At 51.0% G+C, this 14,994-nt stretch carries 10 protein-coding genes; 1 reads left to right on the forward strand and 9 read right to left on the reverse strand.

Annotation, left to right across the window (positions count from 1 at the left end):
* Window positions 1-176: 176 nt before the first annotated feature.
* The 9 genes from BEB42_RS21590 to asd all read right to left on the reverse strand — a co-directional run bounded on the left by BEB42_RS21590 (window position 177) and on the right by asd (window position 14,176).
* Window positions 177-779 (reverse strand): hypothetical protein, encoded by a 603-nt coding sequence (locus BEB42_RS21590; RefSeq protein ID WP_000981270.1) that lies wholly within the window; start codon window positions 777-779, stop codon window positions 177-179.
* A complete protein-coding gene (locus tag BEB42_RS21595) occupies window positions 779-1,771 on the reverse strand; it encodes a PstS family phosphate ABC transporter substrate-binding protein (RefSeq protein ID WP_001031830.1) in 993 nt (330 codons plus the stop codon). Before BEB42_RS21595 ends, BEB42_RS21590 begins: the two co-directional genes overlap by 1 nt.
* Window positions 1,772-1,796: 25 nt before the next feature.
* Window positions 1,797-3,305, reverse strand: a complete 1,509-nt coding sequence (locus BEB42_RS21600; protein WP_123058319.1) for a PstS family phosphate ABC transporter substrate-binding protein — start codon at window positions 3,303-3,305, stop codon at window positions 1,797-1,799.
* A 126-nt stretch (window positions 3,306-3,431) separates the two neighbouring features.
* On the reverse strand, window positions 3,432-5,879 hold the full coding sequence (gene glgP / locus BEB42_RS21605; RefSeq protein WP_000993449.1) for a glycogen phosphorylase: 2,448 nt from the start codon (window positions 5,877-5,879) through the stop codon (window positions 3,432-3,434).
* Window positions 5,880-5,897: 18 nt separating this feature from the next.
* On the reverse strand, window positions 5,898-7,331 hold the full coding sequence (glgA, locus tag BEB42_RS21610) for a glycogen synthase GlgA (RefSeq protein WP_001197646.1): 1,434 nt from the start codon (window positions 7,329-7,331) through the stop codon (window positions 5,898-5,900).
* Complete coding sequence (gene glgC / locus BEB42_RS21615) at window positions 7,331-8,626, reverse strand: glucose-1-phosphate adenylyltransferase (RefSeq protein ID WP_000253975.1); 1,296 nt, start codon at window positions 8,624-8,626, stop codon at window positions 7,331-7,333. Before glgC ends, glgA begins: the two co-directional genes overlap by 1 nt.
* Before the next feature lie 17 nt (window positions 8,627-8,643).
* Window positions 8,644-10,617, reverse strand: a complete 1,974-nt coding sequence (glgX, locus tag BEB42_RS21620; protein ID WP_000192513.1) for a glycogen debranching protein GlgX — start codon at window positions 10,615-10,617, stop codon at window positions 8,644-8,646.
* A complete protein-coding gene (gene glgB, locus BEB42_RS21625) occupies window positions 10,614-12,800 on the reverse strand; it encodes a 1,4-alpha-glucan branching enzyme (RefSeq protein WP_001283721.1) in 2,187 nt (728 codons plus the stop codon). The genes glgX and glgB overlap by 4 nt, the downstream gene beginning before the upstream one ends.
* 272 nt (window positions 12,801-13,072) lie before the next feature.
* Window positions 13,073-14,176, reverse strand: a complete 1,104-nt coding sequence (asd, locus tag BEB42_RS21630; protein ID WP_000799946.1) for an aspartate-semialdehyde dehydrogenase — start codon at window positions 14,174-14,176, stop codon at window positions 13,073-13,075.
* A 192-nt stretch (window positions 14,177-14,368) separates the two neighbouring features.
* Between asd and yhgN the strand changes: the two genes are divergently transcribed.
* Window positions 14,369-14,962 (forward strand): NAAT family transporter YhgN, encoded by a 594-nt coding sequence (gene yhgN, locus BEB42_RS21635; protein WP_105267557.1) that lies wholly within the window; start codon window positions 14,369-14,371, stop codon window positions 14,960-14,962.
* The last annotated feature ends 32 nt before the right edge of the window (window positions 14,963-14,994 follow it).

Raw genomic sequence — 14,994 nt, forward strand, 5'->3', positions numbered from 1 at the left:
GGGTTGACGCCGGAAGAATCAGAGAACAGATACCGTTTTTACTGTAAAACCGTGGCCAATATTACTTGACCACTACAATTTGCATGGTCTTGTAGGCCAATAAGACGTTCATGTCGCATCCGGCATGAACAAAGCGCACTTTGTCAACAATCTGACCTACTTTTTGAGTCAGGGAATTACCGCAAAGCCCACGCCATCATACCCAACGTAACAAAACTCAGGCACGTTCCCCACTCACTCCACTTCCGTATCTGGCTTCTATTTTTGCTACGCCACTGGCAATAATATCCCAACGCAAAACCAAGCTGTGCGCTTATTGGACCGACAAAGTCAATCCACGGTTGAGACCAAAATGGCGAAAAATTCAGTGGGAGCCAGACAACTGTCAGAAAGAAACTGCGCATATTCTCCAGCAACGCAATATTCGCTGGCGCGACATAGAAAATGATATTCCACAGGAGCAACCAGAAATAAACTGGTGCAAATACCAGCCAACAATGCAGTCTGCTTTTCAATTCAGGTGGCGTTCTGCGCGCAAATTGCCAACCAACGCCCACCATTGCACAGAAGAAAAGCGCATATTCAGCCGATAACCATAGTTGTAATTGCAGAAGTGAAATACGCCTGATCATGAGCGGGATAGAGAACAGTATCTCTCCCAGAAAACTCAGCGTGATAACAGAAGCAGCCAGCGCAACCACCGTCGGCCACACCAACAACGGCACAATAACAAAACCAAGAATTAACGGAGGAATATAAAGTCTGATTTTATTCATCATTATTGCACTGATGATTCGTATGATGCGTCATGAATCGGCACATACCCCACATCCTCTACCAATTGCTGTCCCTGCGGGCTTAAAAACCAGTCGACGAATTTCTGCGTTTCCAGCGCAGGGGTTTCGTGCGTCACCATATAAGCATCAATTATGTACGGATAAGTGCCGTTACGGATATTTTCCTCTGTAGGCGCAATGCCAGTTATAGCTAGCAGTTTGATCTGTTTGCGCATTTTGAGCATATTGTCATTCATACGTGTGACGTAATAGTGGAAGGTGTATCCAATGGAAGATGTTGTGTTTTGGTAGTCGGCGACTTCGGTAATTAAACCGCCCATAAGATCGATAACAGTGGATTTTTTGGCTGGCAGCATTGGAGTATCTTGCATAACCAGTCCCTTCATAACCGTTTGGCTTCCAGAATCTTCTGGCCGCTGCCAGACTTTTATACTTTCGTCACCGCCGCCCACTTTATTCCAGCGACTCACTTTACCGCTAAAAATGTCTTTGACCTGCTGTTCGCTAAGTGAATTAACCGGGTTTTTGATATCAACGATAAAGACAAAGGCTTCGCGGGCAAACGCGGTATATTTCAGTTTAACGCCTGCTTCTTCTGCACGTTTTTTCTGTCCTTCCGACGGTTGTGCAACAAAAATAACCGTCGCGGTACCCTTGATCAGACTATCGTAGGCTTCAGCTGTTCGGGTTTGTTGCAAACCATACGCCTGCCAGGCCAGCGAGGTTCGATCCTTATCTTTTGGCTCGGGTACTAATTCATAATACGCGGAGGCATACAGCGGGTATAAGGCTGTAGCGCCGTATACTCTCGGCCATCTTGACCAATCATCGTTGTAACGTAATTCAGGTTGCCCCCGCAGAGTCGTCAGTCCATGGCTGTCTTCTTCCCTGACGCTGTTATAGTAGCCTTCCCGGTCGACACATCCCGCCAGTAAAACCGCACCTAGCAGTAAAACGCCTATGAATTTATTCATCGCGCTGATTCCGTTCTCTCAAAAGTTATTTCATTGTTGTATGCAACGGTACATAACCCACATCTTCCACCAGACTCTGCCCCTGCGGCGTTAAAAACCATTCGACCAGTTTTTGTGTTTCTGACGTAGTATTTTCCCGCGTTACCATAAAGGCATCGACGATATATGGATATTTGCCGTTACGAATATTTTCCGCAGTCGGTGCAATACCGTTAATAGCTAGCAGTTTTATATTTTTATCGGCATTCATTTGTGTTGCGTAATAGCGGAAGGTGTAGCCTATTGAGTTGTTTGTATTACGGTATTCGGCAACAACTTTAATCATTCCCTCCATCATGCTTGCCACTTCGGTTTCCTGCGGCGAGATCATGCGGACATTTTTCATGACCTGCGATTGCATCACTGTCTGGCTGCCAGAGTCTTCCGGGCGTTGCCAGGTCTGGATCTCCTGATCGTTACCGCCAACAGTACGCCAGTTGGTAATTGCGCCACTGAAGATGTCACGCACCTGTTGGTCAGTCAGGGAATTAACCGGGTTATCCGCATTGACGATGAAAACGAATGCTTCACGGGCGAAAGGAGTGTAGTTCAAAGTGACGCCCGATTCCTCTGCACGTTTTTTCTGCCCACCGGAAGGTTGCGCCACAAAAATAATATCGGCATCACCTTTAACAATCCTGTTATATGCATCGGGGGTACGAGAGTTCTCCAGATATTCCCATGTGTGGAAATCTTCCGGTATAACGCTCAACGCATAAAAGGCAGAAGCATAAATTGGGTACGCCGCCGTAGCACCATCGAGTCGCGGCCAGTTTTGTGTAAACTGAATTTGCGGTTTACCACGCAGTGGCGTCAGTTGATTATTGAGTTTATCGGGTCGCCAGGCCCAGGTATCAATATTTTCACGCACACCGACGCCGGGATTAATCTGTTTATATAAATAAGCCTGATAACCAGCGATAAAACCAAGCATGAGAAGGATAAACAGGAGGGAATTACGGCAACGTAACCCGTACGTGCCGGTTAAAGGATATCTGGTCGGCCAGCCATACCCCAGCGAAAAACTAATATGCGCACCAACGGGTATAATGACTATCCACCAGAACTCACCTCCGACTAATGAGACTAACAAAACTCCCAGCCAGGGGAGCATAAGCTCTGCCAACCAACCTGCTCCCATTTGGCGAAATTGATAATCTGCCAGATGTAGCGTGATTATCCAGCCAACCAGAGTTAACAGTGCAGGTAAAAGAAAAAAGCATTGCCGCCAGACGGCTATTTCTCTGTTTTCTGGTGCGCTATCACCGGCCCACACGCGACCAGAGAAAAATAGGATTATCGCCCCCAGCGTCAGCATAAAGACGTTGAGTAGAAGATAAATTGTTGGCGTAAAGAGTAAATTGCAAGCCTCAAGAATAGCGGCAAGCCCGGCCCCCAGCATGGCAATAACCGCTGCCAAAAATTGCGCCAGTATGGGGATGCCGAAAAAAGTCATTATCAGCGAGGTCAAAATCCATTTTCTGTTTTGCATTATTCTTTCCATTCTTTCTGAATGGCGAAATTATACTCCCCCGAATCCCCTTGCCCCTCTGGACACTTCTCCGAAATAAAGGCGAAAAAAAACGGGACCGATTTGGCCCCGTTCTATTTTATAGTGAACTTACAATCTCACTGGATCAATATGCCAGATATGATCGGCGTACTCTTTGATAGTACGATCAGAAGAGAAGTAGCCCATATTGGCAATGTTCAGCATCGCTTTTGCGGTCCACTCTTCCTGAAGCTCGTAAAGTTCGTCGACTTTATCCTGACAATCGACATAGCTGCGATAATCCGCCAGTACCTGGTAGTGATCGCCGAAGTTGATCAACGAATCAACCAGATCGCGATAACGCCCCGGATCTTCCGGACTGAATACACCGCTGCCGATTTGCGTCAGCACCTGATGCAGCTCCTCATCTTTCTCGTAGTATTCACGCGGTTTGTAGCCCTGACGACGCAGTTCTTCCACTTCTTCCGCAGTGTTACCAAAGATAAAGATATTGTCAGCACCGACATGATCCAGCATCTCAACGTTCGCACCGTCCAGCGTACCGATAGTCAGCGCGCCGTTAAGTGCAAACTTCATATTACTGGTGCCGGAAGCTTCCGTCCCTGCCAGAGAAATCTGTTCAGATAGATCGGCCGCCGGAATGATCAACTGTGCCAGGCTAACGCTGTAGTTCGGGATGAACACCACTTTCAGCTTGTCGCCAATCTGCGGATCGTTGTTGATCACTTTCGCTACGTCATTGATCAAATGGATAATGTGCTTCGCCATGTAGTAAGCCGAAGCGGCCTTGCCGCCAAAAATATTCACGCGCGGTACCCACTTCGCATCCGGGTCGGCCTTGATGCGGTTATAGCGGGTGATCACGTGCAACACATTCATCAATTGACGTTTGTATTCGTGAATACGTTTGATTTGCACATCGAACAGCGCTTTCGGATTTACCACCACATTCAGCTGCTGGGCGATATACTCCGCCAGACGCTTTTTGTTCTCCAGCTTCGCCTGATGCACCGCGTGATTAACCATTGGGAAATCACAGTGTTGTTGCAGCTCATTAAGCAGGCTAAGGTCGGTGCGCCAGTTACGGCCCAGGTGTTCGTCTAGCACAGCTGAAAGCGATGGGTTCGCTACCGCTAACCAGCGACGCGGGGTCACACCATTGGTGACATTGGTAAAACGTCCAGGGAAGATTTTCGCAAAATCAGCAAATAGCGACTGCACCATCAGGTTAGAGTGTAATTCTGATACACCGTTAACCTTGTGGCTCACCACAACCGCCAGCCAGGCCATACGCACGCGACGACCGTTGGATTCATCAATGATCGACGCCCGTCCCAGCAGGTCGGTATCGTTCGGATACTGTTCCTGCAAGGTTTTCAGGAAATAGTCGTTAATTTCAAAGATGATCTGCAGGTGACGCGGCAGAATTTTACCCAGCATATCAACCGGCCAGGTTTCCAGCGCCTCGCTCATTAGCGTGTGGTTGGTGTAGGAGAAGACCTGACAACACACTTCAAATGCGTCGTCCCAGCTAAATTGATGCTCATCAATCAGCAGACGCATCATCTCAGGAATCGACAACACCGGGTGGGTGTCGTTGAGGTGAATCGCGATTTTATCCGCCAGGTTATCGTAGGTTTTATGCAACTGATAATGGCGACTTAAAATGTCCTGGATGGTCGAAGAAACCAGGAAATATTCCTGACGCAGACGCAGTTCACGCCCGGAGTAGGTGGAGTCGTCCGGATACAGTACGCGGGATACGTTCTCGGAGTGGTTTTTATCTTCCACTGCCGCGAAGTAGTCACCCTGGTTGAATTTACCGAGGTTAATTTCGCTACTGGCTTGCGCACTCCACAAACGCAGCGTGTTGGTCGCGTCGGTGTCGTAACCTGGGATAATCTGATCGTAAGCCACTCCCAGAATCTCTTCGGTTTCGATCCAGCGCGTTTTTTTACCTTCCTGCTGAATGCGACCACCAAAACGGACTTTATAGCGCGTGTTGTGGCGTTTGAATTCCCACGGGTTACCGTATTCCAGCCAGTAGTCAGGCGACTCTTTCTGGCTACCGTTAACGATGTTCTGCTTGAACATACCGTAGTCATAGCGGATACCGTAACCACGCCCCGGCAACCCTAACGTCGCCAGAGAATCGAGGAAGCAAGCCGCCAGACGTCCCAGACCACCGTTACCGAGGCCCGGGTCATTTTCTTCATCAATCAGCTCTTCGAGATTTAATCCCATCGCTTCCAGTGCGCCCTGTACATCTTCGTAAATTCCTAGCGACAACATGGCGTTGGAAAGCGTACGGCCAATCAAAAATTCCATCGACAGGTAGTAAACCTGACGCGTTTCTTGCGACAACTGGGCACGGTTTGAACGTAACCAGCGCTCCACGAGACGATCGCGCACAGCAAATAATGTTGCGTTCAGCCATTCATGTTTATTGGCGACGACCGGGTCCTTGCCAATCGTAAACATCAGCTTGTAAGCGATAGAATGCTTAAGAGCTTCTACGCTAAGCGTGGGCGATGAATATGTAAACGGAGCATTCATATAGGCGTTTCCTGAAAACTATTTCAAGCGATAGTAAAGCTCACGGTACGACTTCGCCGCGACCTGCCAGCTAAAATCCATTGCCATAGCCTGACGTTGCACAAACCGCCACAGTGAAGGACGGGACCACAGTACAAAAGCACGTCGAATAGCCCGTAACAGCGACCAGGCATTACTATCTTCAAAGACAAACCCACTGGCGACGCCATCTGCAAGGTTCTCAAGAGAACAGTCAGAAACCGTATCAGCAAGCCCACCGGTGCGCCGCACTAACGGCAGCGTACCGTACTTCAATCCATAAAGTTGCGTTAAGCCGCACGGTTCAAAACGGCTGGGCACCAGAATGACGTCCGCGCCGCCCATAATGCGATGCGAAAATGCTTCGTGATAGCCAATCTGAACGCCCACTTGTCCGGGATATTCCGCGGCCGCGGCAAGGAAACCTTCCTGCAGCACCGGATCACCCGCGCCGAGTAGCGCCAGCTGTCCGCCCTGCTCCAGAAGGCCTGGTAAGGCTTCCAGCACCAGGTCGAGACCTTTCTGGCTGGTCAGACGGCTCACCACTGCAAAAAGCGGCACTTTATCGTCAACCTTAAGCCCCATTGCGATTTGTAACTGGCGCTTATTCTCCGCTTTATCTTCCAACGTATCGCGGGTGTAACGCGAGGCCAACAGTAAGTCCGTCTCTGGACTCCAGATTTTTTCATCCACGCCGTTTAGTACGCCGGAAAGACGCCCTTCACGGTGACGCTGTTGCAACAGACCTTCCATACCGTAGGCAAACTGCGGTTCGGTGATCTCGCGAGCGTAGGTCGGGCTGACCGCCGTAATATGATCGGCATAGTACAGACCAGCCTTCAGGAAAGAGATTTGTCCGTTGAATTCCAGCCCATGAATATTAAAGAATGACCATGGCAATTGAATGTCATTCATGTGATGTGCATAAAACATGCCTTGATAGGCCAGGTTGTGCACAGTAAACACCGACTTCGCCGGACGCCCACGCGCCGCCAGATACGCAGGCGCAAGGCCCGCATGCCAGTCGTGCGCATGCACCACATCAGGGCGCCAGAATGGGTCAAGCCCGCTGGCCATTTCTGCCCCAACCCACCCCAACAGCGCAAAACGCAATACGTTGTCAGTGTAGGCAAATAAGTTGGTATCGTGATACGGGCTTCCCGGACGATCATAGAGATGCGGCGCGTCAATCAGGTAAATGCCAACCCCGTTGTAATGGCCGAACAACAGCGTGATATGCCCAGCGAAGGTATCACGGCGAGATACCACCTGCGCATCGGTTACGCCACGGCGAATATCGGGAAATGCAGGCAACAGTACGCGAGCGTCAACGCCGTCTGCGATTTGTGCTGCGGGTAATGCCCCAATAACATCAGCCAGACCGCCGGTTTTAAGCAGCGGGAACATCTCTGAACATACATGTAAAACCTGCATTATCGCTCCTGTTTATGCCCTAACTTCCGTAGCATTTCGCGCGTTACCAGCACGATGCCTTCTTCTGAACGATAGAAACGACGTGCATCTTCCTCTGCGTTTTCACCAATCACCATGCCTTCCGGAATAACACAAGCACGATCAATGACGCAGCGGCGCAGACGGCACGAGCGACCTACCCATACTTCCGGTAACAATACGGCGGAATCAATGTTGCAGAATGAATTCACGCGAACGCGCGAGAACAGAACGGACTGCACCACCACCGAACCGGAGATCACACAACCGCCGGAAACCAGTGAGTTAAGGGTCATCCCGTGGCTACCGGAGCGATCTTGCACGAATTTCGCTGGCGGTAATGATTCATTGTAGGTGCGAATTGGCCAATTGCGATCGTACATATCCAGTTCCGGCACCACTGAGGCCAGATCGAGGTTCGCTTTCCAGTAAGCTTCAAGCGTACCCACATCGCGCCAGTACGGCTCGGCATCCGGGTCGGATTGTACGCAAGAGAGCGGGAACGGGTGCGCATAGGCCAGACCGGCTTCGGTGATTTTGGGAATCAAATCTTTACCAAAGTCGTGGCTGGAGTTCTCATCGCGATCGTCTTCTTCCAGCAGTTCATACAGATAGTCGGCGTCAAAGACGTAGATACCCATGCTCGCCAGAGATTTGCTCGGATCGTTCGGCATTGACGGCGGGTTAGCGGGTTTTTCAACGAATTCGATAATTTTATCGTTCTCATCAACCGCCATAACGCCAAATGCGGAGGCTTCTTCAATCGGTACAGGCATACAAGCGACGGTGCAACGTGCGCCTTTTTCGACGTGGTCGATAAGCATACGCGAGTAGTCTTGCTTGTAGATATGGTCGCCCGCCAGGATCACCACATATTCCGCTTTGTAACGGCGAATAATGTCGAGGTTTTGCGTGACCGCATCTGCGGTGCCGCGATACCAGTTTTCCCCTTTCATTCTCTGCTGCGCTGGCAACAGATCGACAAACTCGTTCATTTCTTCATTGAAGAATGACCAGCCGCGCTGAATGTGCTGCACCAGAGTATGGGACTGGTACTGGGTGATCACGCCCATACGACGGATCCCGGAGTTGATGCAGTTAGACAGTGCAAAGTCGATAATGCGGAACTTACCGCCGAAGTGTACGGCCGGTTTTGCTCGCTTATTGGTTAAATCCTTCAGGCGGGTACCACGTCCTCCCGCCAGTATCAGGGCAACAGATTTCAATGGCAGCTGGCGCGCCAACATTAAGTGATCGTTCTTCTCTAAACTAACCATGACTAACTCCTTTTTTATCATCTCTGGAACACACACAATCCGTGTGCAGGTCCCTGCCAGACAGCCGTAATCACTGGGTTATCCTCTCCAGCGAATGGGGGAATGGCGTGCCACTCCCCAGCAGGTAAAACAATCTCTGTTACCTCAAGCGTGGCGTTAATTGCGATCAAAAAGCGATCCGAGAGCAGAATTTGCAGCTGTTTCGGCCCGTTTTGCCACTCATCCGTGCTTAAAGGTTGAGCATATCGATTTAGCCAACGGACATTGCCGTCGCCTTCTTCCCACCAGCGATTCTCCACCAAAGCGGGAATGCGCTTGCGCAGATGGATTAACGCGGCGGTAAATGCGGTTAAACCACTGCTTGCCTGCGACCAGTCCAACCAGGTTAATTGATTATCCTGACAGTAGGCATTGTTATTGCCATGCTGGCTATGACCATGTTCGTCACCGGCCAGTAACATCGGCGTACCCTGGGAGAGCAACAACGTTGTTAACAGGGCGTGAATGCTGTCGCGCCGCCGTTCAACCAGGTCAAGAGTACCGCCTAATCCTTCTTTACCATGATTGTTACTGTAATTGTTGTTGGTCCCGTCGCGATTTTCTTCTCCGTTTGCTTCATTGTGTTTATGGTTGAAGCAAACGCAGTCGCGAAGCGTAAAACCGTCATGCGCGGTGACGAGATTAATCGCGGCACTCGGCAGACGACCATTACGTTTAAAAACATCGCTGGAGGCAGCAAAACGCCCGGCAAACGCCCCCAGAGGCAAATCATAATGCAGCCAGAAACGACGGGCAGCATCACGGAAATGATCGTTCCACTCAGCAAACAGTGGCGGGAAATTTCCCACCTGATAACCACCAGGCGCAATATCCCACGGTTCGGCAATTAACTTCACCTGCGAGAGCACCGGGCAGTTCTGAATTGCGGTAAACAACGGAGCATCCTGACGGAACTCAGGCGTACGGCCCATGACTGCCGCCAGATCAAAACGGAAACCATCGACGTGGCAGGTTTCTACCCAATAACGCAGGCAGGCGCTGGCATAATCCACCACCGCCGGATGACTCAAATTGAGCGTGTTGCCACAGCCTGTCCAATTGTGATAATCACCATCTTCTCTTATCCAATAATAGCTACGGTTGTCGATCCCACGCAGAGAGAATAACGGACCGTCGAGGTCCAGTTCCGCACTATGGTTAAGCACGATATCAAGAATGACTTCGATACCCGCTTTATGCAGTGCTTTGATTGCATCGCGAAACTCATTCAGCGCCGTTTCTGGCGAGCAGGCATACGCCGGATGCAGGGCAAACATCGCCACCGGGTTATAGCCCCAGTAGTTACTTAACCCCATACGTTGCAGGCGTGGTTCGCTGGCAAATTGTGCCACCGGCAGCAACTCCAGCGCAGTAATGCCCAACTGTTTCAAATAGTTGATCATCACCGGATGCCCCAGGGCTTTATAAGTGCCGCGGATATCGACCGGGATCTCCGGGTGCAGATACGTTAATCCTTTGACATGGGCTTCATAAATGATAGTGCTGCCCCACGGCGTGCGCGGCGGGGCATCATCCTCCCAGTCATAGTGATCAACCGCCACTACACATTTCGGCGCAATGGCGGCGTTGTCGCGATAGTCAGGTTCATTATGACCTGCGTGCAGCAGCGGGTTATCTTTAAACTCCCCGTCAATTTGCCGCGCGCAAGGATCAATCAACAACTTCGCCGGGTTAAAGCGATGTCCCTCGGCGGGTCGCCAGGGGCCATGAACGCGATAACCATAACGCAAACCCGGACGCGCATCCGGCAGATAACCGTGCCAAATGTCGCCACTGTGCCCTGGCAAGTCATAGCGATGTTCCTGGCCATTGGCGTCAAAGATACACAGTTCTACCCGCTCGGCATGAGCGGAGAAAAGTGTGAAGTTGACGCCCTGACCGTCGTAATGCGCGCCGAGGGGTGCGGGTTTGCCAATGGCGAGTTGTGTCATTCTGCCTCCCGAACCAGCCAGATAGTGGCCAGCGGTGGTAGTGTCAGGCTTAGTGAATGCTGACGACCGTGGCTGGCAATCTCATCGCTGTGTACCGTGCCGCCATTGCCTGCATTACTGCCGTGATAGTGCATGGAATCGGTATTGAGGATCTCACGCCATTTACCCGGCTGGTTAATGCCGAAGCGATAATCATGACGCGGCACTGGCGTAAAGTTACTGGCAACGATGATTTCATTCCCGGCTTTGTCGCGGCGAACAAAGATCAGCACCGAGCGTTCTTTGTCATCCACCACCAGCCATTCAAAGCCATACGGGTCAAAATCCAGTTCATGCATTGCTTTATGGTGGCGGTAGGTGTGGTTCAGATCGCGCACCAGACGCTGGACACCGTGGTGCCAGTTATCGCCGCCTTCCAGCAGATGCCAGTCGAGGCTGGCGTCATGGTTCCACTCGCGGCCCTGGGCAAATTCGTTCCCCATGAACAGCAGTTTCTTGCCCGGGAATGCCCACATCCAGCCATAGTACGCGCGCAGGTTAGCGAATTTCTGCCATGCGTCGCCTGGCATCCTGTCGAGAATCGATTTTTTACCGTGGACCACTTCATCATGCGACAACGGCAGGACGAAATTTTCAGTGTAGTTGTAGAGCATCCCGAAGGTGAGCTTACCGTGATGATACTGACGATAAATCGGGTCGAGCTTCATATAGTCCAGGGTGTCATGCATCCAGCCGAGGTTCCACTTGTACCAGAAGCCCAGACCGCCCATATCCTGCGGACGAGAAACGCCAGGGAAATCGGTAGACTCCTCAGCCATTGTCACCGCACCGGAAACCTGCTCACCAAGAATACGGTTGGTATTACGCAAGAATTCAATCGCTTCAAGATTCTCGCGCCCGCCAAATTCGTTCGGGATCCACTCCCCCTCTTTGCGGCTGTAGTCGCGATAAATCATTGATGCCACAGCATCGACGCGCAGCGCATCAATACCAAAACGTTCGATCCAGTAAAGCGCATTACCGACAAGGAAGTTACTGACTTCACGGCGACCATAGTTGTAGATCAGCGTATTCCAGTCCTGATGGTAGCCTTCGCGCGGATCGCTGTGTTCATACAAGTTCGTGCCATCAAATTCGGCAAGCGCAAAGTCATCGGTCGGGAAGTGGCCTGGCACCCAGTCGAGAATCACGTTCAGACCAGCTGCGTGTGCGGCATCAATGAAATAACGGAAGTCGTCGCGAGTACCAAAGCGGCGGGTCGGCGCATACAGGCCGGTTGGCTGATAACCCCAACTACCATCGAACGGATGCTCGTTAATGGGCAGCAGTTCGAGGTGGGTAAAGCCCATCCATTTAGCATAAGGCACCAGTTGATCGGCCAGCTCGCGATAGCTCAACCAGAAATTGTTGTCGGTGTGGCGACGCCAGGAGCCCAGGTGAACTTCATAAATAGAGATTGGCGCATCAAACTGATTCGCCTTTTTGCGCTCTTCAGTCTGCACAACCTTTTCCGGCAGCCCGCAAATAAGAGACGCGGTTTCCGGGCGCATTTGCGCTTCGAAGGCATAAGGGTCGGACTTCAGACGCAAGTTGCCATTGGCATCAATCATCTCGTATTTATAGAGCTGACCGTTATGCGCCCCAGGGATAAACAGTTCCCAGATGCCGCTCTCTTTACGCAGGCGCATCGGGTGACGGCGACCGTCCCAGTAGTTGAATTGACCGACTACCGAGACCCGGCGGGCGTTTGGAGCCCAGACAGAAAAACGCGTCCCCGTGACGCCATCCATAGTATCTGCATGCGCGCCTAAGGTTTCATATGGGCGCAGATGCGTACCTTCAGATAATAGCCAGGCATCCATTTCCTGGATTAGCGGACCAAAACGGTAAGGATCATCAATCAGGTTTTGCTGACCATGCCAGACAACAGCCAACTGATAGCGGAAAAAATTCTTACGCCGCGGAATGACGCCGCTAAAGAATCCACGTGAGTCGAGACACTCCAGTTTTGCGAGTTTGCGCCCAGTTTTCGGTTCAATCACCCACACATCGGTAGCGTCGGGTAAAAGGGCACGGACTTCCAGTCCCGCGGTGGTTTTATGCATTCCCAGTACGGAAAAAGGATCCGCAAAATGGCCTGCAATTAGCGCGTTAATCACGTCTCTATCGATACGATCGGACATGCTTGTCTTCCTGTTTTATTGTGTCACCCCATCCAACTGGATTTTTGACTTCTGGTTGTGACATTTTTTTGACCTGAACGGCGCAGCACTCTGTGCATCCTCTCTGCGTCGTCCTCACTTCAGGTAAGGCTGTAAATACTCTTGTATTCCGCCACCCTTAAAGAATAGCCAATGCTCTATTTAACTCCCGGTAAATCATGAAACATCTGCGCTTACTCCTGTATTACGCACTAACAGGGGCGGCAACGCGCCCCAGATTTAATGAATAAAGATTACGCCAGTTGACGAAGCATCCGACGCAGCGGCTCCGCGGCCCCCCACAGCAGCTGGTCGCCCACGGTAAAGGCTGACAGGAACTCCGGCCCCATATTCAGCTTACGCAGACGGCCTACCGGCGTGGTCAGCGTGCCGGTAACGGCAGCTGGGGTTAGCTCACGCATAGTGATTTCCCGATCGTTCGGAACGACTTTCGCCCACGGATTGTGCGCAGCCAGTAGTTCTTCCACGGTCGGAATAGACACATCTTTTTTCAATTTAATAGTGAATGCCTGGCTGTGGCAGCGCAATGCCCCGACACGCACACATAAACCATCTACCGGAATTACGGAAGATGTGTTGAGGATCTTGTTGGTTTCCGCCTGCCCTTTCCACTCTTCGCGGCTCTGACCGTTATCGAGCTGTTTGTCGATCCACGGAATCAGGCTACCCGCCAGCGGCACGCCAAAGTTATCCACCGGCAGCTCACCGCTACGGGTTAAGGTTGTGACTTTGCGTTCGATATCGAGAATAGCAGAGGACGGGGTCGCGAGTTCATCTGCCACATGGCCATACAGATGGCCCATCTGGGTTAATAACTCACGCATATGTCGCGCACCACCGCCGGAAGCGGCCTGGTAGGTTGCAACGGACACCCAATCAACAAGATCATTGGCGAATAAACCACCCAACGACATCAACATCAGGCTTACGGTACAGTTACCGCCAACAAAAGTCCTGATGCCATTATTTAATCCGTCGGTAATAACGTCCTGATTGACGGGGTCAAGAATGATGATGGCGTCATCTTTCATGCGCAGAGATGATGCTGCGTCAATCCAGTAACCTTGCCATCCGCTTTCACGAAGCTTTGGATAGATTTCGTTGGTATAATCGCCGCCCTGACAGGTCACAATGATATCGAGGGCCTTTAGCGCCTCCAGATCAAAGGCATCCTGAAGTGTGTCAGTGGTTCCGCCAAAAGACGGCGCAGCCTGACCAAGCTGAGAAGTAGAAAAGAAGACAGGGCGAATGGCGTCGAAGTCGCGCTCTTCAACCATGCGTTGCATGAGAACGGAGCCGACCATACCGCGCCAGCCGATAAAACCAACATTTTTCATAAGCGTTTTTTTCCTGCAAAGATGTGTGCTGTATAAATGTGCCGGTCTCCTCGTGGCACATCTTTCACCATACAAAAAGCAGCCAAAGTCGCAAGTGAAATTAATCAATGATAGCGAAGCCATCAGTAATGCGACTTATCCTGCTTTGTTAGCACGCAGAAAGTCCGCGGCAATTATCAGGGAATTTGAGTTATGAATGAAATCATTTCTGCAGCAGTTTTATTGATCCTGATTATGGATCCGCTCGGAAACCTACCTATTTTCATGTCCGTACTGAAACATACTGAACCGAAAAGACGGCGGGCAATCATGGTGCGAGAGTTGCTTATTGCTCTCCTGGTGATGCTGGTGTTCCTGTTTGCGGGCGAGAAAATTCTGGCATTTCTTAGCCTGCGGGCAGAAACCGTCTCCATTTCTGGCGGCATCATTCTGTTTCTGATCGCCATTAAGATGATTTTCCCCAGTGCTTCAGGAAATAGCAGCGGGCTTCCGGCAGGTGAAGAGCCGTTTATCGTGCCGTTGGCAATTCCGTTAGTCGCCGGGCCGACTATTCTCGCCACGCTGATGTTGTTGTCTCATCAGTACCCGAATCAGATGGGACATCTGGTAATTGCTCTGCTGCTGGCCTGGGGTGGCACCTTTGTCATCCTGCTACAGTCTTCGCTATTTTTACGTCTGCTGGGCGAGAAAGGGGTGAATGCACTTGAACGCCTGATGGGATTGATTCTGGTGATGATGGCAACTCAGATATTCCTCGACGGCATTCGAATGTGGATGAAGGGGTAACGAGGAGAGTTTTTCGAAAAGAGCCCGGTAGC

The sequence above is a fragment of the Escherichia sp. MOD1-EC5990 genome (genome assembly GCF_002965285.1).
In the GTDB taxonomy this organism is placed as follows: Bacteria; Pseudomonadota; Gammaproteobacteria; order Enterobacterales; family Enterobacteriaceae; genus Escherichia; species Escherichia coli_F.